At 36.7% G+C, this 20,184-nt stretch carries 17 protein-coding genes; 10 read left to right on the top strand and 7 right to left on the bottom strand.

The genetic code is table 11. The annotated features are described in order from the left end of the window. Positions 1-35: 35 nt before the first annotated feature. The gene (locus KHA93_RS10215) at positions 36-494 is read right to left on the bottom strand and encodes a DinB family protein (protein ID WP_213110650.1); all 459 of its coding nucleotides are present in this window, start codon (positions 492-494) and stop codon (positions 36-38) included. Positions 495-621: 127 nt separating this feature from the next. On the opposite strand from KHA93_RS10215, the gene KHA93_RS10210 reads away from it, so the two are divergent. After that, the gene (locus tag KHA93_RS10210; RefSeq protein WP_213110649.1) at positions 622-1,371 is read left to right on the top strand and encodes an alpha/beta hydrolase; all 750 of its coding nucleotides are present in this window, start codon (positions 622-624) and stop codon (positions 1,369-1,371) included. Between the two features lie 144 nt (positions 1,372-1,515). Here the strand turns inward: KHA93_RS10210 and iadA are convergent, their stop codons facing one another. Beyond that, positions 1,516-2,688, bottom strand: coding sequence for a beta-aspartyl-peptidase (gene iadA / locus KHA93_RS10205; RefSeq protein ID WP_213110648.1), 1,173 nt, complete (start codon positions 2,686-2,688; stop codon positions 1,516-1,518). Between the two features lie 172 nt (positions 2,689-2,860). On the opposite strand from iadA, the gene KHA93_RS10200 reads away from it, so the two are divergent. Next, on the top strand, positions 2,861-3,049 hold the full coding sequence (locus tag KHA93_RS10200) for a hypothetical protein (RefSeq protein ID WP_213110647.1): 189 nt from the start codon (positions 2,861-2,863) through the stop codon (positions 3,047-3,049). A 52-nt stretch (positions 3,050-3,101) separates the two neighbouring features. Here the strand turns inward: KHA93_RS10200 and KHA93_RS10195 are convergent, their stop codons facing one another. Continuing rightward, positions 3,102-3,731, bottom strand: coding sequence for a YhcN/YlaJ family sporulation lipoprotein (locus tag KHA93_RS10195; RefSeq protein WP_213110646.1), 630 nt, complete (start codon positions 3,729-3,731; stop codon positions 3,102-3,104). Between the two features lie 175 nt (positions 3,732-3,906). Here KHA93_RS10195 and KHA93_RS10190 point away from each other — a divergent pair, with 175 nt between their 5' ends. The 4 genes from KHA93_RS10190 (at position 3,907) to KHA93_RS10175 (ending at position 9,552) form a co-directional block, all read left to right on the top strand. After that, positions 3,907-6,543 (top strand): DNA translocase FtsK, encoded by a 2,637-nt coding sequence (locus tag KHA93_RS10190; protein ID WP_233711115.1) that lies wholly within the window; start codon positions 3,907-3,909, stop codon positions 6,541-6,543. A 242-nt stretch (positions 6,544-6,785) separates the two neighbouring features. Further along, positions 6,786-8,105, top strand: a complete 1,320-nt coding sequence (gene murC, locus KHA93_RS10185; RefSeq protein ID WP_213110644.1) for a UDP-N-acetylmuramate--L-alanine ligase — start codon at positions 6,786-6,788, stop codon at positions 8,103-8,105. Positions 8,106-8,524: 419 nt separating this feature from the next. After that, complete coding sequence (locus KHA93_RS10180; protein WP_213110643.1) at positions 8,525-9,010, top strand: DUF948 domain-containing protein; 486 nt, start codon at positions 8,525-8,527, stop codon at positions 9,008-9,010. Positions 9,011-9,036: 26 nt separating this feature from the next. Beyond that, positions 9,037-9,552, top strand: a complete 516-nt coding sequence (locus KHA93_RS10175; protein ID WP_213110642.1) for a YtxH domain-containing protein — start codon at positions 9,037-9,039, stop codon at positions 9,550-9,552. A 28-nt stretch (positions 9,553-9,580) separates the two neighbouring features. Here KHA93_RS10175 and KHA93_RS10170 read toward each other — a convergent pair whose 3' ends face one another. Next, positions 9,581-11,740 (bottom strand): cell division protein FtsA, encoded by a 2,160-nt coding sequence (locus KHA93_RS10170; RefSeq protein WP_213110641.1) that lies wholly within the window; start codon positions 11,738-11,740, stop codon positions 9,581-9,583. A gap of 299 nt (positions 11,741-12,039) precedes the next feature. Here KHA93_RS10170 and ccpA point away from each other — a divergent pair, with 299 nt between their 5' ends. From ccpA to KHA93_RS10155, 3 genes are all read left to right on the top strand, one after another. Beyond that, entirely contained in the window at positions 12,040-13,038 is a 999-nt protein-coding gene (ccpA, locus tag KHA93_RS10165) for a catabolite control protein A (protein ID WP_213110640.1), read from the top strand. 402 nt (positions 13,039-13,440) lie between these two features. Further along, positions 13,441-13,881: a hypothetical protein gene (locus KHA93_RS10160; protein ID WP_213110639.1), complete on the top strand. Its 441-nt coding sequence runs from the start codon at positions 13,441-13,443 to the stop codon at positions 13,879-13,881. Between the two features lie 243 nt (positions 13,882-14,124). After that, entirely contained in the window at positions 14,125-15,324 is a 1,200-nt protein-coding gene (locus tag KHA93_RS10155) for an IS256 family transposase (RefSeq protein ID WP_213109032.1), read from the top strand. Positions 15,325-15,663: 339 nt separating this feature from the next. Here the strand turns inward: KHA93_RS10155 and KHA93_RS10150 are convergent, their stop codons facing one another. Genes KHA93_RS10150 through KHA93_RS10140 form a run of 3 tightly spaced genes read right to left on the bottom strand, consistent with a single transcriptional unit; the run spans position 15,664 to position 18,148 of the window. After that, complete coding sequence (locus tag KHA93_RS10150; protein ID WP_213110638.1) at positions 15,664-16,845, bottom strand: acetoin utilization protein AcuC; 1,182 nt, start codon at positions 16,843-16,845, stop codon at positions 15,664-15,666. Beyond that, positions 16,842-17,489 (bottom strand): acetoin utilization AcuB family protein, encoded by a 648-nt coding sequence (locus KHA93_RS10145; protein ID WP_213110637.1) that lies wholly within the window; start codon positions 17,487-17,489, stop codon positions 16,842-16,844. Before KHA93_RS10145 ends, KHA93_RS10150 begins: the two co-directional genes overlap by 4 nt. A 26-nt stretch (positions 17,490-17,515) precedes the next feature. Then, positions 17,516-18,148, bottom strand: coding sequence for a GNAT family N-acetyltransferase (locus KHA93_RS10140; protein WP_213110636.1), 633 nt, complete (start codon positions 18,146-18,148; stop codon positions 17,516-17,518). Between the two features lie 150 nt (positions 18,149-18,298). On the opposite strand from KHA93_RS10140, the gene acsA reads away from it, so the two are divergent. Beyond that, positions 18,299-20,017 (top strand): acetate--CoA ligase, encoded by a 1,719-nt coding sequence (gene acsA / locus KHA93_RS10135; protein ID WP_213110635.1) that lies wholly within the window; start codon positions 18,299-18,301, stop codon positions 20,015-20,017. Positions 20,018-20,184: the final 167 nt, after the last annotated feature.

Below are 20,184 nucleotides of genomic sequence, written 5' to 3'. Positions count from 1 at the left end.
TTTCGCTACGAATGAAGTGAGAGGGGATATTTCAACTATGATACTGCGTTACCAATAGCTTTTATGTTTCCAGCATGTACACCTTCATGCCATATAACAAATTGGAGTAGTGCTTCCACAGTGTCCATCGTATGAGGGGCAATTTCAAATGATTCATCAGCAATATTATCCAATTTTCCTGCAAAAAATTCATCAATATATCGGCTTTGCTTTTTTAATGCCTCTATTAATTCTTCCGCTGAAGGAGGTGGGCTCGACCACTTAGATGGGCGTGTTCCAGGGGCAAAAAAGGTTACCCATTCAGGATTTTTCACTTCATATTGTTGATCGGCTTTATTTAATAAAATTTCTGCCGTTACATATATATGGCCAATATTCCAGCGAATTGAATTGGAGTATCCATTTGGAATGATGTCCCATTTATCCGGGTTTATCTGGTTCATAGCACGTATCGTGTATGTACGGGCAAATTGAAACTGCTTTAATGTAACCATTTTCATTTCCTCCTTTTTATATGATAATACCATTATATACCATATTCAGTGCTCGTTGTTCTGTCAGAAAAATGCTAAAATAATAGTGTTGATAACTTAAATTTAATAATAGAAAGGGTGTTTTCTTTTGCAACAAGCTGTAGCTATTTCTCATAATGGACTTACTCTTCGTGGGATGGAACATATTCCTTCCGGAGAAAAATTACCTGCGGTCATCTTATTCCATGGATTTACAGGAAATAAGCTTGAGCCTCATCGTTTATTTTTAAAAGTATCAAGAGCTTTGGAAAAGCAAGGCTTTGCCAGTTTTCGCTTTGATTTCCTTGGCAGTGGTGAAAGTGATGGAGATTTCGAGGACATGACAGTCACAAAAGAGTTCGAAGAGGCAGGTACGATATTTGAGTACGTAAAATCTCATCCAAAGATTGATGAAAATAGAATCATATTATTAGGTCTCAGTATGGGAGGACTCGTTGCTAGTTTGCTAGCGGGAAAATTAAATAACGAGATCGAGAAATTGGTGTTACTTGCTCCAGCAGGGACTATGCATCAAATAGTAGAGCCAATGGAAGCAACCGTTCCTTTTATTGCTAGCCACAATGCATATGATCATGGTGGAAATCTTGTTGGCAAAGCTTTCGGTGAAGATTTAAAAACCTTAAATGTTTGGGAGCGTGCTGCTGAATATGAAGGTAAAGTTCTTTTAATTCACGGTACAAAAGATGAAGCTGTTCCGTATGACGTTTCCAAATTATACATTGAAAAATGTTATGGCGACCAAGCAACTCTACATACGATTGAAGAAGGGGACCACACATTCAATTCCTATCAATGGGAGAATGAAGTAATTGTTTCTATTTTAGATTTTGTAAGGTAAGGTATTCTAAAATATTAATAAGAATGCCGATTCCATTAAACTATAGCGGAATCGGCTTTATGTAATCATTACATTAATTTTTACCATCACAAGCAAAGCAGTCAACTTTGGAAATTCCAATACTAGCAGCTTACAGTTACTTTATTACTCAAACGTTCCTTTTACAATTGCTTCTCCATTTTCAACCATCATTTTTCCCATTGCATAAACGGTATTAATTGTTAAGTCATCTTTATTCAATAAAACCAAATCAGCATCTTTTCCTTCCAAGATTTGACCTTTTTCTTCAAATTTTAAAATGGCAGCTGGGTTTTGCGTAATTACTTTAAAAGCAACCTCAGGTGAAAGGCCTTCATTCAAAATAGCATCTCGTACTTCTGCAAAAAGGGAAGAGACCTTTCCAATTCCTAGTCCTGTAAAATTTCCATACTCATCAAATTTTGGTAGACTTCCTTGAGCATCGGATGTGAAGGTGATTTGCTCAATATCAATCCCTTCATCTAGGAATCTTTTTAAAGCTTTACTTGATTTTATGTTCCAATCATCCTTCATATTTGGTATAGAGCTTGTTGTAAAATCTACATACCCTCCTTGCCTAGCGTATTCAATCGCTGCTTCAAGTAAATGTGGGTTACGATTTATATGGGTAGGATAAAATTGCTGGATTGGTAATTCAGTCGTTTTCACTACTTCTTCAATTAAGCGTAAATGTTCGTAACTGTCGCCAACATGTATATTCACAATTCCAGCTTTACCAGATAACATACCACCAATTCTTGCTGCGGATGCTATTTTGGCTAATTCTTCTGCAGTTGGCTGTGAGGAACGATGATCTGAAATCGCAATTTCTCCAACCCCGATAATTTTATCAACAAGAATGATATCATCTTCTATTTTAGCCATTAATGTTTTGACAGGAACTTGATAAGAACCAGTTTGAACGTAACAAGTAATTCCTTCTTCCTCTAATCCCCGTGCTTTGGCAATTAAATTAGTCATTGTTCTAGTTGTTCCGTCCGTGCCAATCACTCCGATAATCGTTGTTACTCCAGCGAGGGTAGCATCAGTTAATTGTAATTCAGGAGTCCTTGTTTTATAGCTTCCTTCACCGCCACCTCCTGTGATATGTACATGAGCATCTATAAATCCGGGAACAATTATTTTACCTGTTGCATCGACAACATTAATATGGACAAAATCTTTAGGTGCATCAATTGTATCTTGAATAAAGCCAATTTTGTGATCGACAACTAAGATATCTTTTTTTCCAATATAATCCGGGGTATATACCTCGCCATTTTTAATAAGAGTTAACAATAAGGCCCATTCCTTTCAGAAAATCTAATAAAGCTATTGTACACCTTTTTCTGAAGTGGAGTTTTATTCAATAAATAATTTTTGAACTATTGACTCTGATGAGTATTTTGGTGAAACTAAATATATGTATATTCGTATAAAAGGAAAGTGATGAGGGGAAGGAGAGAGAGTAATGAGTGAGCAAAATCAAGAGCAATTATTAAATGAGATCAATGAATTAAAAGAAATGGTTAAGAAGCTAGAATCGGATATAGAAGATATTAAATTTTTTACAAAAAGGCCGATTCTTGATTCTGGAACAATTGGAACTGTTGGAGGTCTCATTTTAGGAGCCCTTGCTATTATAGGAATCTTTTGGTAAAAAACAAGAACATGCTTCCTATTATCATAAGGGCATGTTCCTGTTTTAACCATTATCTAGCGTTAGGAAATACTCTTCGAACAGTATCACTAAATTCGTTAAAGAAACCACTTACTGGTTGCCCAGCGTTAATATCATTTCGATAACCTGTCATCCGATTATAAAAATCAGGATTTTCTGAAACGTAGACATTATCTATATTATTGTCGACATCCCTAACTTGTTTAGCGATTTTTCTTTGTACGGTATTACTCATTTCATTATTTCCTTTATTGCTTAATTTAACTGCTACATAAGCGTTACGATTAGTAACAAGCACATTCGCAGTATCAACCTCTTTAAGGTCTGCAACTTTATCCGCAATATTATCTGCTACGTCTATTCGATTGTCATTGAAATCACGATTATTATTTACACCTAAACCATTGCCATTACCATTTCCATTATTCATACCATATCTGGTGGTTCCAGTATTATTAACACCGTAACCATCTCTTGTTGTCACATTTCGATTATCATTAGCCCAATTTCTGTTAGTATCAACATTTGGGTTATATCTGACTCCAAGAGGTGTATTATCATTATTTGCAATTCGATCATTCGTTTTATTATTAGTTGCGCATCCTCCCATAAGCATGACAGAAGCCAAACCTACATAAACAATGGATTTTGCAAATTTCATTCAATAATCTCCTCCTTTTAATCGTGATTCTTTTATAATGTTCCATTTGCCTCAATTTTTATCCTCGGTTTTTGTTATAATGAATAAATGACAGCTATGACGGTATCTGGTAAAAAGACCGTATTTATACAGAATGAAAGAATAGAGGGATAAAATGTCCTGGTTGAAAAAATTAATGTCTAAATTAACAATGGATGAAACGGAAAGAGAACATGTTCCTGAATCAAAACCAAAAGTTCAACTTAGTGAAATAGATACTCGGATGATGTATCAATATCCAAAAGGAACGTTTCGCTTTCCATTAATAGAAGATCCTCCACGGAGAAGAGATAAAAATCATGAACGTACTCATGTAGAAAAAAATCCTCAAAATCAAGAAAAGATAAAAGAACCAACACGTGTCCGGCGAAGCCAGCGTGAGCCCCAAGTTCAAGCAATTGTAAAAGAGGAAAGGTTTAACAAACAGAGAGAGAGCAGAGAAGTTTATCCGAATAAATCCGAAAGTAGAAAAGTCGAGCCGATAAATAAACAACCTTTTCGTGCGACAGAGATTGCATCTCCAGTATTTGGTTTCGATCGACCTGAGAAAAAGAAATTAGAATACGAACTAAATGATTCTTTTTTTATTCCAAAAGATGGGGAAGAAGAGCTTAGAAATGATAATCAAGAAGAATTATTTGAAGAGATAGTGATTGACGTAAAAGAAGATCATGTTCGTGAATCAGAGATTCCATCTCCAATATTTGGTTTCGGTCTCCCTGAAAAAAAGGAATTAGAATACGAACTAAATAATTCTTTTCTTATAACAAAAAATGAAGAAAAAGAGCTTGAACTTAATTTTGAAGAAAATCTAGAAGGACCAATGAGTGAGGAAACGGATTTTGAGGAATTTGAAGAATCTAATACATTTGAAGAGCCTGAGGAAATATTATTTGATGTAAAAGAAGATCATGTTTCTAATGAAAATGTGGAAATAAATCAATCCGAATTAATTGAAAAACTTTTTCCAGAAAACGCCCCTCCTCAAATAGCACATGAACAAAATAAGCAACACTTGATTGAGGGAATAAAGGAATATAAAGATCCTGAGAAAACATTGGGTGACGTAGAAGATGATCGCATGTCTAATGAAATTGAGGAAACACATCAATCGGAAATGACTGAAAAACCTATTTTAGAAAGTGAACCTTCTCAAAAAGCAAATGAAAATCATAAGCAACGATCGCATTTACCTTTTAATGTGTTAATGCTGAAAAAAGACAAAGAAAAATGGCAACAAAGATCATTGAATTCACCAACAAATTCACATACAAACAGAGAGATGCCGAAACCAACTCAAATGGCAATGGCTGAAACGGCGTCCACTATTCAAGAAAATAGTTCAGTGGAAACTGAATACAATTTTCCAGCCTTTAGGCTGCTTCAGCCACCTATCATAAAGTCGGAAAACATACAATGGCTGGAAGAACAAAAGGAATTACTTGATGAGACGCTTAAGAACTTCAATGTCAATGCTCATGTTGTCCATGTAAGTCAAGGGCCGTCTGTTACACGGTTTGAAGTTCAGCCTGATCCGGGAGTAAAAGTAAGTAAGATTACGAATCTTAGCGATGATATTAAATTAAGCATGGCAGCTAAAGACATACGGATTGAGGCTCCTATACCTGGAAAACGCTCGATCGGAATTGAGATCCCAAATCATGAAAGTCGCCCTGTACAAATCAGTGAAATTATCGGAAGTAAAGCCTTTTTACAAAACGAATCACCGCTTACTGCTGTACTCGGTCTTGATATTTCGGGGGGGCCAATCGTAACAGATTTAAGAAGGATGCCACATGGATTGATTGCTGGAGCAACAGGGTCGGGGAAAAGTGTTTGTATTAATTCAATATTGGTCAGCTTGTTATATAAAGCAAAACCGGATGAACTTAAGCTTTTACTAATCGATCCTAAAATGGTTGAACTTGCTCCTTATAATCATATTCCACATTTAGTAAGTCCTGTCATAACGGATGTAAAAGCAGCAACAGCCTCGTTAAAATGGGCAGTTGATGAGATGGAACGTCGTTATGAATTGTTTTCTCATGCAAGTGTTCGAGATATTGGCCGCTTTAATGAATTGGCGACTGAACACGGGAGATATAGCGATAAACTTCCATATATTGTTGTTGTTATTGACGAGCTTGCTGATTTAATGATGATGGCACCAGCAGATGTCGAGGAATCTATCTGTCGAATCGCTCAAAAAGCCAGAGCTTGTGGAATTCATTTAATTATTGCGACACAGAGACCTTCCGTTGATGTAATTACCGGCTTAATCAAAGCAAATGTCCCGACGAGAATTGCATTTTCCGTTTCGTCCCAAGTCGATTCTCGTACCATTATTGATATAAGTGGAGCAGAAAAATTACTTGGCCGGGGAGATATGCTATTTTTAGGAAGTGGTTCATCAAAGCCTGTCAGACTTCAAGGTACTTTTGTGTCTGATCAAGAAATTGATCGTGTAGTTGAGTTCGTCCGAACTCAAGGAAAACCAAATTATATGTTTGAACAAGAAGAATTATTGAAGAGAGCACAAGTACAAGAAGATGAAGATGAGTTGTTTTTAGAATCATGTGATTTTGTCGTTAATCAAGGCAGCGCCTCAACTTCGCTGCTACAAAGACAGTTTAGAATCGGTTATAACCGTGCTGCTCGTTTAATATTGATGATGGAACAACAAGGGATCATCTCTGAAGCAAAAGGAAGCAAGCCTAGAGATGTTTTGATTAATGAGCGTGAACTACAAGCATTAAAAGATTCTCTAGAATAATGTTGTTTTAAATGTTATTCTTATTTTTGGATATTGTATGTTAATCTTGGTTGACAAATGGTCAATAAACATAATCAGTGTTATAATGACTAAATAGAAAAAACATTATATTCAAGGTTTAGCTTTTACATACTAATCTTTTTGCCGTTAATAATAATAACAAGGTTATAAAAGCGACTTGAGCAAAATGTTATTATTCATCATATGATGCAAATAGACAGACGATTGTTGGAGGTTCAAATATGACTGTATACCATTTCGTAGGTATTAAGGGCTCAGGAATGAGCGCACTTGCACAAATCCTGCACGACATGGGATATAATGTGCAAGGTTCAGATGTGGGAAAATACTTTTTCACTCAAGCAGCTCTTGAGGACTCAAAAATAAAAATATTACCATTTCAACGCGAAAATATTAAACAAGGCATGACGGTTATTGCCGGAAATGCTTTTCCAGATACACATGAAGAAATTGATGAAGCAACGAGACAAGGAATTCCTGTTGTTAGATACCACGCATTTCTAGGAGAATTTATGAAGAGGTTCACTAGTATTGCTGTAACTGGATCTCATGGGAAGACTTCGACGACTGGTTTACTCTCTCACGTTATGGGCGGCGCAAAACCAACCTCATTTCTTATTGGGGATGGAACGGGAAGTGGAGTGAAAGACTCGGAATACTTTGTATTTGAAGCTTGTGAATATCGTAGACATTTTCTTTCCTACTTTCCAGATTACGCCATTATGACTAATATTGATTTTGATCATCCGGATTATTTTTCAAATATTGACGATGTGTATTCAGCTTTTCAGCAACTGGCGATGCAAGTAAATAAAGCCATTGTCGCTTTCGGGGATGACGACCAACTACAAAAAATACAAGCTGAAGTACCAGTAATATTTTATGGTTTTGGAAATGGAAACGACTTCCAAGCACGAAATCTGCAAAAATCCACTAGTGGTACAAAATTTGACGTTTTTGTTCGTAATCATTTTTATGCATCGTTCGAAATTCCTACATTTGGAGACCATAATGTATTAAATGCCTTATCGGTTATTGCATTATGTCATTATGAGGAAATAAATGTAGAAGTACTTCAAAGTTATTTGAAGACATTTGGTGGGGTTAAACGCCGTTTTACAGAAAAAGTTGTGGGTAATCAAGTTTTGGTTGATGATTATGCCCATCATCCTGTTGAAATAAAAGCGACGATTAATGCAGCTCGCCAAAAATACCCTAATAGCCAAATTGTTGCTGTATTTCAGCCACATACTTTTACAAGAACTCAAACGTTTTTGCAGGAGTTTGGTGAAAGTCTAGGGGAAGCGGATAAGGTATATTTATGTGAAATTTTCGGATCTGCCCGTGAGAATCATGGCAAATTATCCATTAATGATTTAAAAGAGAAAATCGATGGAGCAGAAATTTTACATGAAGAAGATACCTCTCCACTTTTAAGGTTAAACAATTCCATCCTACTCTTTATGGGTGCTGGAGATATTCAAAAATTTCAGTCAGCCTATGAAGGGCTTTTACAACAGCAATTAAAAAAAGCTCAGTAACACGATAAGCGTAAGCGCCTTGCAGGAGAATGGTAGGATAAGGACGTAATGTCCTGTTGTCAACCGATAAGCAATGTTCAGAGGCAAGAAAAGTCCATATTTTCCTTTTTAGCGAGACCTCGAGGGGCTAGGCGTTGAGCCAGTATGAAGAAAATGCACTTATTTGAAGTCGCCTTTTTATCAAAACTCATTATCAAGAAAAACATAATAGGGGTTGCCCCTCTGTCCTTGTTTTTGCAAGACTTTGGGTCAACCCCTACCTTTTTATTGAATAGTATCTAACAAAAAAGTAAACCATAATATTGCATATTTTACATAACAGAAGGAAAATCACACTTTTATCACGAAGTATAAATTTATCAGTTTATGAGTAGATGAACAAGGGTAATGTGAAATGTATATTAGGAGGTGCTGCATATATGCAGATTATTTTATATTTAAGTGTGGCATTAATTGCGATTGCATTTTTTATTTTGGTGATCAGCTTAACGAAAACGTTAAAGGCGATGAAAGAAACGTTAGAAAGTGTTTCTAATACACTTGATGGACTGGAAGGGCAGCTTAAAGGGGTAACTGGTGAAACGACGATGCTTCTACATAAAACAAATGTACTTGCTGATGATATTCAAGGTAAGGTGGAGAAGCTGGATACGGTTGTTCATGCTGTTCAGGATGTAGGTAATACGATACAAGATATGAATGACTCACTAAGAAAAGTTACGACATCCGTATCATCAGTAATGGTTAGGAATCAAGATAAAGTTGCACAAGTCGTACAATGGGGTGCAGTAGTTAAGGAGTTAAAAGATAAATGGTTCGGTGAAAAAAATAAACAACATGATAAAAAGCCATTTGACTCTGAAGTGAAGATCCAAACACATCAGCTTGAACGCAGTAATAGCTAAATATGATCACGATGGAGGTTGGTAAAATGGGTAAAAATCAAAATACTACTGGTAATTTCATGACCGGGATCATAGTAGGAAGCATCGTAGGAGCTGTTACCGCTTTAATGGTCGCTCCTAAGTCTGGGAAAGAGCTGCGGAGTGATATTAATAACCAAATGGGGACTTTAAAAGAAAAGTCGAGTGAATGGAAAGAAACTGTTATGGAAAAGGGATCGGATATCTCTTCGACAGCAATGGAAAAAACAAGTCAGATTCGTCAAGCTGCGATGGAAAAAGGCAGTAATGTAGTAGAAGTTGTAAAAGAAAAAGCGGATCAATTCCGAAACACAGCAAATGGTGCGGTGGAAGAAATTGCAGAAGCAACAAAAGACATGACAGATGGATGGAGAGAAACCATTCATGATACAACGGAAGACATGGCGGATCAGGCACAAGAAAGCATAGATCAAGTAGAAGCCCAGACAATGGATTCAACAGATACTGTAGCTGAAAAAACGAAAGAAATGGCAGATAAAATCAATAACTCTATGAATGAATAAGAAATAACAGGCAGCCAAGCGCTGCCTGTTATTTGTTTTCTAATACCGTTGGCCAAACAATTTCTAAATAATCACCACTTTGGATTGGTGAATAAAAAGTAGCCTCTTCATTATTTAATAAAATCGAAAAATTTCCTGATGCATTTTCTGGTTTATTTACTTCAACAAAATTAAATATATCTTGGAAAATAAAGGCCGATTCACTTGCTTCATTCCATTCAATATGATCCCCTGTAAACAATTCATCGTCTTGTTTTAAAATCTCACCATCACGTTTGTATTCACTGACTGTTTTCGTTACGGTTATTTGTTCATGATTAAAAAATACTGTGATGGATCTTTTTAATAAATGCCCCATGGATGAAGCGAGATTTCGAGTAGTGGGCGCTATTTTTCTTCCAATGCTTAGTTCAATTATCGCCGGAAGGGGTTCAGCTTCATTCACTTTTCTTCCATTAAGCCAAATTTCACTTGTAAAACTTGGGATAACAGATTCTTTACCATTAATGAATAATCTAAAAGGGAGTAGAACATTCGATAATTCTTTAATATTTAAGGCAGAAAGTAGTTCGGATATCGTTGCTGGAATATGAACGGTTATTTCATCTCGATCACTTATATTGTCATTAAGTGACGCTCTTTTTCTATTTTTAGTAATGGTAATCGGAATATGATAGGATTTACCATTAATGATCGCGTTTTTTGCAGGAATTTCATCAATTAAATCTTTTATTCTAATTTGTGATTGATCACCATCTGCACCTTTTTTAGCTACAATGATATCACCGTTTTTTACAGGATCTTCTAAACTACATTCCTCTCCATTTTTTAATAGAATAGGAGGTTCACCGAAAGAGCCTGGGATCGTGACTTGTTGACCATTCATTGTCACAAAAATGGCCATCCCTGGTTTTCCATAAAGCTTATTTATGATAATTCCAGAAGAAAGAATGCAGTCTGCAACTGTTAATTCCTTCACTTCAAACATGCGAGTGGATTGGTCATTCACTGTGACGGTAACATATTGTATCGGCGATTTTCTAGCAGAGATCGCTATCCCTATAGGTGTAATGTTTTCTGGACCTCCAGGAATATGTTCTGCAAAAGTTAACCCCTGAATTGCTTCCGCTCCTCTTATAGCTACTCTATTTTCAGGTAACTGCAACATCTCAGCTAGTCTTTTTGGTAGTTCAGGAGTTTTGCTGCCTCCTCCAACAAGCATTACGGCTTTTGGCGGCTGTCCGTTATTTAGTTCTCTAATTTCCATACTAATCTCTCTTGAAAGCTTATCAACGGCAGGAGATATTTGCGCCACAACATCTGTTTTTGATATTTCATTTTCGAATCCGAGAATATCATGGACAATAATGGAGTCTTTTTCCCAAAGTTCCCTTTTTGCTTGCTCGGCTTCTGGAAAATCAAGTAAAAGCTGATCGCTTATAGCTTCTGTAATTTCATCGCCAGCCGTGGGAACCATTCCATATGCGACAACTGTCCCCGTATTTGTAATGGCTATATCAGACGTTCCCGCACCAATATCGACAAGAGCCACATTAAGCCTTCGCATCGAAACAGGTACAAGCACATTAATGGCCGCGATTGGCTCTAATGTAAGTGCATCAAGTTCCAAATCAGCTCTCTGTAAAGCTTTGATAAGGGAATCTACTACAACTCGAGGCAAGAATGTTGCAATAATATCAACTGATGCTTCATCACCTTGTTGATCGATTAAATTTCCTATTAGCTGATTATCTATAAAATAATGGAGAACAGAGTATCCTACACAATAATAGGAATTCATTTTTTCAGCTAATTGCCGTTCAGCAGCAGCTGCTTGGGCATTTTGGACTGCTGTTAGCTCAAGATAGAGGATATCCTCTTGATTAATCATAGGCTTGCCTTTTATATTAACGACCGCTTTTGCACGCTCTGTTTTCAGCGATCTTCCCGCAGCAGCTACACAAACCTTTGAAAGCTTTCCATGCGTATTTTCCAAATGCTCTTTAATTTCTTTGATTACATGCGCAACAGCTTGTATGTCATGAATCTGTCCGTCAACCATCGCTCTCGCTTTATGCTCTTTTACAAATAGATCTAAAACTTTATATTGTTCTCCGTTCTCTTCAAGAATAAGGCCGACAACAGAACGGGTACCAATATCTAATGCAAATATTTTGTCGCTTTGCATCGAATTTCACCTTCCAGAAAATATGCGATTATGTATTAGCTATTTTAAAATGTATCATAACTTTTAGTTAAAAAGAAGGAAAGGAATTACAATTTACATACTTATATAAAGAAAAACTCATAAATTTTATCGAAAAAGGGTATATTTTGGAAAAAGGTATAATAAAATATGAAAATTTCTTCACAAACAAGGGATATGATTTGCAGGTAAGAGGCTCTGTGTCGTATGATTATTGAAGAATTAATAAACGGTTGTTGATCGTTTTGTCGAAAGAAGTAATAGAGGAGTGTGAGTTGTTAATGAATGTAACAATATATGATGTTGCAAGAGAAGCAAATGTTTCCATGGCTACAGTTTCTAGGGTAGTTAATGGTAATCCAAATGTAAAGCCAACTACTAGAAAAAAGGTATTAGAAGTAATCGACCGATTAGAATATAGACCAAATGCGGTGGCAAGAGGTCTTGCTAGTAAAAAAACAACAACAGTTGGTGTAATCATTCCGGATATCTCTAGTATTTTCTACGGGGAACTGGCGCGTGGAATTGAAGACATCGCAACTATGTATAAATACAATATAATTTTAAGTAATTCCGATCAAAATTTAAATAAAGAATTGCATCTACTGAATACGATGCTCGGAAAACAAGTGGACGGAATTGTTTTTATGGGTGGTAATATTAACGAAGAATTACGTAATGAATTTAAACGTTCTCCAGTTCCGATCGTACTTGCAGGCTCTATCGAAGATGCAGGGACGGTACCTTCTGTCAATATCGATTACCGTCAAGCTTCATATGATGCTGTTACTGCTCTGATTAATAAAGGGCATAAAAATATTGCATATGCAATTGGTTCGTTGAATGATTCAATTAATCGCAATCAAAAATTAGTTGGTTATAAAGAAGCCCTTGAAAAAGCTGGATTGGAATATAATGAGGACTATGTGGTAGAAGGCGATGACTCCTATGATTCGGGGCTTGAAGCTTGGACAAAACTCAGTCAAGCGAACGAAAAACCAACAGCTGTCGTTGCAGGTCATGATGAATTGGCATTAGGGATTATGCATGGTGCACAGGACGAAGGATTAACGATCCCTAATGATTTAGAAGTTATTTCTTCTGATGATACAAGACTAACTCTTATGGTGCGTCCACAGCTGACATCTATTGTTCAGCCTCTATATGATATTGGTGCTGTTGCTATGAGATTGTTGACAAAATTAATGAATAAGGAAAAAGTAGACGAGCAAATCGTTGTACTTCCTCATCGAATTGAATACAGAGGGACGACGAAATAAGAGCAATTACACAAGAACCAGTCGTTTAAAGTGCGGACCCACATCAAGTGGGTCCGTTTCTGTTTGTCGACCCTAATACAATGAGATTGAAAATTGTAGGCATCTGCAGCAATCCAAGATGAATTTATCGAAGGAAAAACTATAGATTCTATTTGATAGTGGAAGGGACTATTAGATTTTAACTAGGATATATTTTTAATGAATTAATGCTTACTTCGCGACCAAAATGGATTTTCGAGCAGTTTCATCTCGAATCAGAGTGGGATTCCCTACTATACTTATTTTGCCCTAAAAAAGCTAAAAATGGATATTTATGTTAAATTAGTATTGTAATACTAAGCAGTAATGTTTAATAAGTCGACTAAAAATAAATGGATTTGTCTGTGGAATAGGGGGATGTACATGGTCAAAAATCTATTAGTTTTTTTTGTTTTGATTATTGTTCTTAGTGCTTGCCAACAAGATACAAGTGACAATCAAACACAAGAAGGAGAAGGTAGATTACATCTTAATGGTAAAAGTGAAAATTGGGTAGTTGAAGCTAATATAACTACAAAAGTACTTGTTACTTCAAGAACGAATTCTGTTACTGTAAAGCCATTAGACTCTAAGGGAGAAATAGATTTAAAATCCAGTTCTTTGTATGAGGATGATATAGAAGTTGAATATTTTTTAGAGCAATTTGAGGCAGAGGGGAAAGAAATACTTACTAAAGGAGAAGCAAAACTTACATTTCTATTTGAAGGTGGTGTTCCTTACTCAGATGATGAAAGTGAATACGAATTGACTATAAAATGGATAATCGATGGAAAGGAAAAGGAAGAGATTATTATTTTGAACTAAAGGGAGCTTATCTTTAAGAAGGAGATTGCTCCTTATTTATTGAGATAAGTGCGCTTTAGTTGAATAAGAGGTCGTTACAAATCATTCTAAAGGAGCTTAAGTATTCAAGCTCCTTTTTGTGCTGTTAATTATGGTGTTAATTGTAGCACCGACGGTGCGGAAAAAGTTGTGTAAATAGGTTTCAAATCAATCCTCCTTGGCGAGAATTAGGATAACTAATTTTGCCAAGGAGGATTTTTCGTCATGAAATTACCAAAGGAATTAATCAAAGAAATGGTAAAGGAACAAAAGTTCACTAGTACCGATCAAATTATGGAAACGATCAAGGAGATGTTTTCCAATGTCTTGGAGGAAGTGCTCAAATGCGAAATTGATGAGCAGTTGGGTTATGAAAAGCACCAACGTCGGAGTGATGGACCTAATAACTATCGAAATGGTTCAACAAAACGGAAACTAAAAACGCAATTTGGCGAAGTTGAAATAAACGTTCCTAGAGATAGAAATGGCTCGTATGAGCCACAAATTTTGGATAAATACCAAAGAAATGTGGACGGGCTGGAAGAGAAAATTCTTTCTCTTTACGCACATGGTATGTCTACCAGAGATATCAAGGAACAAGTCAAGGATCTCTATAATATTGAGATTTCCTCAGAGCTAGTTAGTAAGATTAGCGAAAAGATTATGCCACAAGTAAATGAGTGGCAAAGCCGTCCACTTGAAGCCTATTATCCTTTTATTTTCATGGATGCCATTCATTATAAAATTCGGGATAATCACCAAATTGTCTCGAAGGCGGCCTATGTGGTATTGGGTATTAACAATGAAGGTTATAAAGAAATATTAGGCATCTGGGTTGGGGGAAATGAAAGTAGTAAGTTTTGGTTAGGTGTGTTGAACGATTTGAAAACGAGAGGCGTTAAAACGGTTAATCTTTTCTGTGTAGATGGGCTTACAGGATTCAGAGAAGCCATACAAGCCGTGTATCCTTTCGCTGGAATTCAACGTTGTATCATTCACCAGATACGTTCAAGTACTAAATATGTTTCTTATAAACACTTAAAGGAATTTGTCGCTGATTTAAAGCTAATCTATACTTCAATTAACGAAGAATCGGGTATGGAAAGGCTCAAAGAATTTAAAGAAAAATGGGGTAAAGAGTATCCAACTGCAGTTAAATCATGGGAAGAAAATTGGGATATTTTAGCTACCTTTTTTGCATATCCGCCCGAAATTAGGAAAATAATATATACTACGAATGTAATAGAAGGGTTACATCGTCAATTTAGAAAAGTGACCAAAACAAAATCCATTTTCCCTAATGATGATAGCTTAAGGAAAATGCTCTATTTGGCATCTCAAAATATTACAAAAAAATGGAAGATGCGTTATCGTAATTGGGATATAATCTTGAGCCAACTTGAGATTTTAAATCAAACATCATAATTGGGGACTCTGTCCCCAAACCCCTGAAGTTTAACGCATTTGTTTTCCCTAAAACGGATGAAAAAACGGACAGATCAAGTCCGTCCGTTTTAGTGTAAAAACCATAAAATCGCTCGGGTTGCACTTCTGCATTGCCCTATCCTGTTTTATGGTAAAAGGCAATAATAGTTTTGCCAGATTGTATTTTTTCATACCTATTATTTCTTGCCTTGCGAAGATTATAGAATACTACTTACACAAGATTTTACGCAGATCCTGTTAATTCCATAAAAATAAGGCTGTTATTTTTTCAGTTTTCTTGTATTTTGTACACCAAAACCGAACCCGTTATTATTATTCTTACCCGTTTTTTTGATTGGTTCTTTGTAATTGCTGCCTTACAAAATAAAGTGCACGTTCAACCGTTTGTTTATTTTTTTCTTCAATGTCTTTTTTCCTTGGAATAGGTTCGTACATATCAATTGGATCTTCCCATTGATTGATTAATGTAACTGGTGCTTTAGACTGCCAACGCTTTAACCAATTTTCCGGTAGAGAACCCGTAATACTAGGAAACCCAATCATCTCAAGCCAAATGAGAGACCATGCTCTAGGAACGACACGCCAAATATCATAACCTCCGCCTCCAACTGCAATCCATTTACCATCGCAATATTTATGGGCAATTTCATGGGCTAATTTTGGGATTGCCTGATATGTTTTCATGGAAGCAGAGAGATGAGTTAAAGGATCAAAATAATGTGCATCTGCACCGTTTTGTGTCAAGATAACATCTGGTTTAAAATATTCCGCAATATCCATTAAAGCGCTTTTATACGATTCTAAAAATGAACCATCTTCAGTAAAGGCATCGAGTGGAATATTAAAGGAATATCCGTACCCTGGTCCTTGTCCCCATTCATTAACACTTCCAGTACCTGGAAATAAGTATCTACCAGTCTCATGAATGGAAAGTGTGCAGACCATGTCTTCATCATAAAATGAACTTTGAACTCCATCCCCATGGTGAGCATCCGTATCAACGTATAATACTCGCGCCTTGTATTTTTCTAAAATGTATTTAATCGCAACCGCGCTGTCGTTATAGACACAAAATCCTGAAGCCTTACCTGGAAAACCATGATGCAGGCCACCGCCAAGGTGAAGAGCATGATTAGCCTTCCCTTGTAAAACATAATCAACAGCAGTTAATGTACCTCCGACAAGTTGAGCGCTCGCTTCGTGCATCCCTTTGAAAATAGGAGTATCCTCAGTGCCTAAGCCAAAGCTTTCGGCCTTCTCTTTTGGAAGATAGCCATTGCTCGCAAGCTTAACAGCCTCAATATAAGACTGTTCATGATTTAAAAGAAGTTCTTCGTCGGATGCAATTCGCGGAGCTATAATTTCATCTGTTTTGATGGCACCTAATTCTTTTAATAAATCTAAAGTTAACGTTAATCGATGCTGGTTAAATGGATGATGATCAGAAAAACGATAAGACAATAAAGAATCGGAGTAAATAAAAACTGAATCTTTCATCATGCTTCCATCCCTGGCAAATTAGGCCACATCACTTGAAGTCCTTCTTTTTTTAGATTTTCAATTAGTAAAAGTGGATTAATCGTGGCCACTCGAAAAACAAGGATTTTATCTTTTTCATTGTCTTGTGAGGGATAGACAAGAACACTATGAACATTAACTTTAAACTTTTGAAAAATCCCTGTTACTTCATGGAGTGCACCTGGGCGATTTTCAACTTTTACTTCTATTTGTGAACCAGGCTTATTCGCTCCTGTCAATTCCACTAATGTATGTAGTAAATCTGTCCCTGTAATGATTCCGACTAATTGTCCATTGTTTAAAATCGGTAGACATCCGATTTTATGATCATAAAAAATGGCAGCCACTTCCTCTACGAAATCAAGAGGATGACCAGTTATGATATTTGTCGTCATAATAGAAGAGAGAGGCATTTCTAATTGTTCATGCCTTTTTTCATTCTTTGTAAATATTGGAGTAGCACTTTTAATATCCCGATCCGTAACAAGTCCTACCATTTTCTTTTCACTGTTTAGTAGAGGCACATGCCTTATGTTTTTTTCATTCATTAGATGGATGGCAGTTCTAATAGAATCGTTGGGCGATAACGTAATGACATCCTTCGCCATAATTCGTTCTACTATCAATCTATTCACTCCTTTTCAATCGGCTATTAATACATAAAGCGGTTTACAAAACGAATACTATCAAATTGCTGGATTGATTCTGTGTCAACTCTTTTGCCGATACGAACCATTAAACAGTTAGCGGGATGGGATGTTATTTCTGGGTCGTCGGTTGCATACCATTCTAACCCACCCGAGTTCATCATTTTCTCCATCACTTTCCTATATTCCCACACATCTAGTCCTGTACCTTTTAAATCCCAATGCCAATAATATTCAGTCGTAATGATAATATAATCTTCCATTGCATCATCCATCATGGATACGTGTAAAAGTCCTTTGCCTACTCCAGATCCACGATACTTAGGAATGACTTCTATCGCACCTAACTCAATTAAGTTCACTATATTCCCCTGAGACCATCTTTCCAAAGGATCAGGATATAAGTATGTTACGTAGCCTACTACTTCATTTTCATATCTTGCGATGATGATTCTTCCTTCAGGGAGATCTGCTATACCTATTAGAGCCTCATGTTGTTGTTTTGCTGGACGAAAAGCAACAAGATCTTCATGAAATTCGAGCCTACTGAGCTGTTCTGCAGATATTGGCCCTTCAATAAGCAAGATGCCATTTCTTGTCTTTAACTCCATCGCATTATACGTTTTTAGATGCTCCACTAAACGCCCTCCTTCAGTCTTGTAACTTTATTATAACTGGTAAAGATATTAAAAAAATATGTTCAATAAATTGTAAAAAAAATTGAGAATAATTGTACTTTATATTATAATATAAAAGGTAATTCTAGACACTAAAGGGGAGTTGTGCACATGAAGTTGGAAGCGTTACCAGTCATCGAGGGTAAATATAATTTACAGAATTACGATGAAATGTATGCTAATTTTAATTGGTCAGAAGCAGAGAAAAGCTTTTCATGGTATGAAACTGGCCGCGTTAATATGGCCTATGAAGCAATAGATCGTCATACGGAGACGTTTCGCAAAAATAAAGTTGCGCTATATTACCGTGATGGTGTAAGAGATGAAAAATATACGTTTTATGATATGAAAAAAGGGTCTAACAAAGCAGGAAACGTGCTTAAGACGTTTGGAAATGTTGAAAAAGGCGATAGAGTATTTATTTTTATGCCAAGATCGCCTGAACTATATTTTGCTATCCTCGGAGCGATTAAACTTGGAGCAATTGTAGGTCCACTTTTTGAAGCTTTCATGGAGGCTGCAGTAAAAGATAGATTAGAAGATAGTGAAGCGAAGGTTCTAGTAACAACTCCAGAATTATTAAAAAGGGTTCCTGTTGATGAATTACCTGCATTGAAGCATATTTTTCTAGTAGGCGATGATATCGAAGAAGAAGGCCCATTTATTGATTTTAATAAAAGATTAAAAGATGCAGATAAAAATCTTGAAATAGAGTGGGTTGACCGAAATGACGGAATGATCCTTCATTATACGTCTGGATCTACAGGTCGTCCAAAAGGAGTTCTGCATGTTCATAATGCCATGATTCAGCAGTACCAAACGGCTCGCTGGATCTTAGATTTACAAGAAGAAGATATTTATTGGTGTACAGCCGATCCAGGGTGGGTAACAGGGACATCATATGGCATCTTCGGCCCATGGCTCACAGGAACAACGAACGTAATTGTTGGAGGACGCTTTAAGCCAGAAAATTGGTATCAAACATTGGAGGATTACGGAGTAACAGTATGGTACAGTGCTCCAACAGCTTTTAGGATGTTGATGAGCGCCGGAGATGAACTTGTAAAGCAGTTTGATCTATCGGAATTACGCCATATTCTAAGTGTAGGGGAGCCATTGAATCCAGAAGTCATCCGTTGGGGTATGAAAGTGTTCAATAAACGCATTCACGATACATGGTGGATGACAGAAACAGGTGCAATGTTAATTGCAAACTACCCTTGCCTAGATATCAAGCCAGGTTCCATGGGAAAACCAATTCCAGGCGTAGAAGCTGCAATTGTCGACGATCAAGGTAACGTGTTACCAGCAAATAGAATGGGGAATCTCGCTATTAAAAAAGGCTGGCCGTCCATGATGTATGAAATTTGGAATAATAAAGAAAAATATAATTCATATTTCTTACCTGGTGATTGGTATGTTTCTGGAGATTCAGCGTACATGGATGAAGATGGGTATTTCTTCTTCCAAGGTAGAGTAGATGATGTCATTATGACTTCCGGAGAACGTGTGGGACCATTTGAAGTAGAAAGTAAACTACTCGAACATCCTGCAGTAGCAGAAGCGGGTGTCATCGGAAAACCTGACCCAGTTCGCGGCGAAATCATTAAAGCATTTATTGCGTTGCTTGAAGGGAATGAGCCTTCAGAAGAATTAGCAGAAGATATTAAGCAATTCGTGAAGAAAGGTCTTGCTGCTCATGCCGCACCTCGCGAAATAGAATTCCGTGATAAACTGCCAAAAACTCGTAGCGGAAAAATTATGCGCCGAGTACTAAAAGCTTGGGAATTGAACTTGCCAACAGGCGACTTATCGACAATGGAAGACTAATAAAAAGCCCTGTATCAATTTAATTGGCACGGGGCTTTTTTGTATATAACGATACATCCTTAAGAGACGGAATAGGGGAGGGAGTTTCGACTTTTCGTGAATCTGACAAAACCTCTGATTTATTTGAAATTCTGTCTCAATCGGACGTGACGCAGCACAAAATTCCC

Source organism: Lederbergia citrisecunda (assembly GCF_018343695.1).
Taxonomy (GTDB): Bacteria; Bacillota; Bacilli; order Bacillales; family Bacillaceae_C; genus Lederbergia; species Lederbergia citrisecunda.
The sequence above is the reverse complement of the archived record's forward strand: the minus strand, read 5'-3'. Positions and strand labels throughout refer to the sequence as shown.

Coding starts and splice junctions, on each gene's coding strand:
- KHA93_RS10155 (WP_213109032.1), top strand. CDS start 14,125: ATGAAATTACCAAAGGAATTAATCAAAGAAATGGTAAAGGAACAAAAG.
- KHA93_RS10200 (WP_213110647.1), top strand. CDS start 2,861: ATGAGTGAGCAAAATCAAGAGCAATTATTAAATGAGATCAATGAATTA.
- KHA93_RS10175 (WP_213110642.1), top strand. CDS start 9,037: ATGGGTAAAAATCAAAATACTACTGGTAATTTCATGACCGGGATCATA.
- ccpA (WP_213110640.1), top strand. CDS start 12,040: ATGAATGTAACAATATATGATGTTGCAAGAGAAGCAAATGTTTCCATG.
- KHA93_RS10195 (WP_213110646.1), bottom strand. CDS start 3,731: ATGAAATTTGCAAAATCCATTGTTTATGTAGGTTTGGCTTCTGTCATG.
- KHA93_RS10160 (WP_213110639.1), top strand. CDS start 13,441: ATGGTCAAAAATCTATTAGTTTTTTTTGTTTTGATTATTGTTCTTAGT.
- KHA93_RS10150 (WP_213110638.1), bottom strand. CDS start 16,845: ATGATGAAAGATTCAGTTTTTATTTACTCCGATTCTTTATTGTCTTAT.
- murC (WP_213110644.1), top strand. CDS start 6,786: ATGACTGTATACCATTTCGTAGGTATTAAGGGCTCAGGAATGAGCGCA.
- KHA93_RS10190 (WP_233711115.1), top strand. CDS start 3,907: ATGTCTAAATTAACAATGGATGAAACGGAAAGAGAACATGTTCCTGAA.
- KHA93_RS10170 (WP_213110641.1), bottom strand. CDS start 11,740: ATGCAAAGCGACAAAATATTTGCATTAGATATTGGTACCCGTTCTGTT.
- KHA93_RS10215 (WP_213110650.1), bottom strand. CDS start 494: ATGGTTACATTAAAGCAGTTTCAATTTGCCCGTACATACACGATACGT.
- acsA (WP_213110635.1), top strand. CDS start 18,299: ATGAAGTTGGAAGCGTTACCAGTCATCGAGGGTAAATATAATTTACAG.
- KHA93_RS10180 (WP_213110643.1), top strand. CDS start 8,525: ATGCAGATTATTTTATATTTAAGTGTGGCATTAATTGCGATTGCATTT.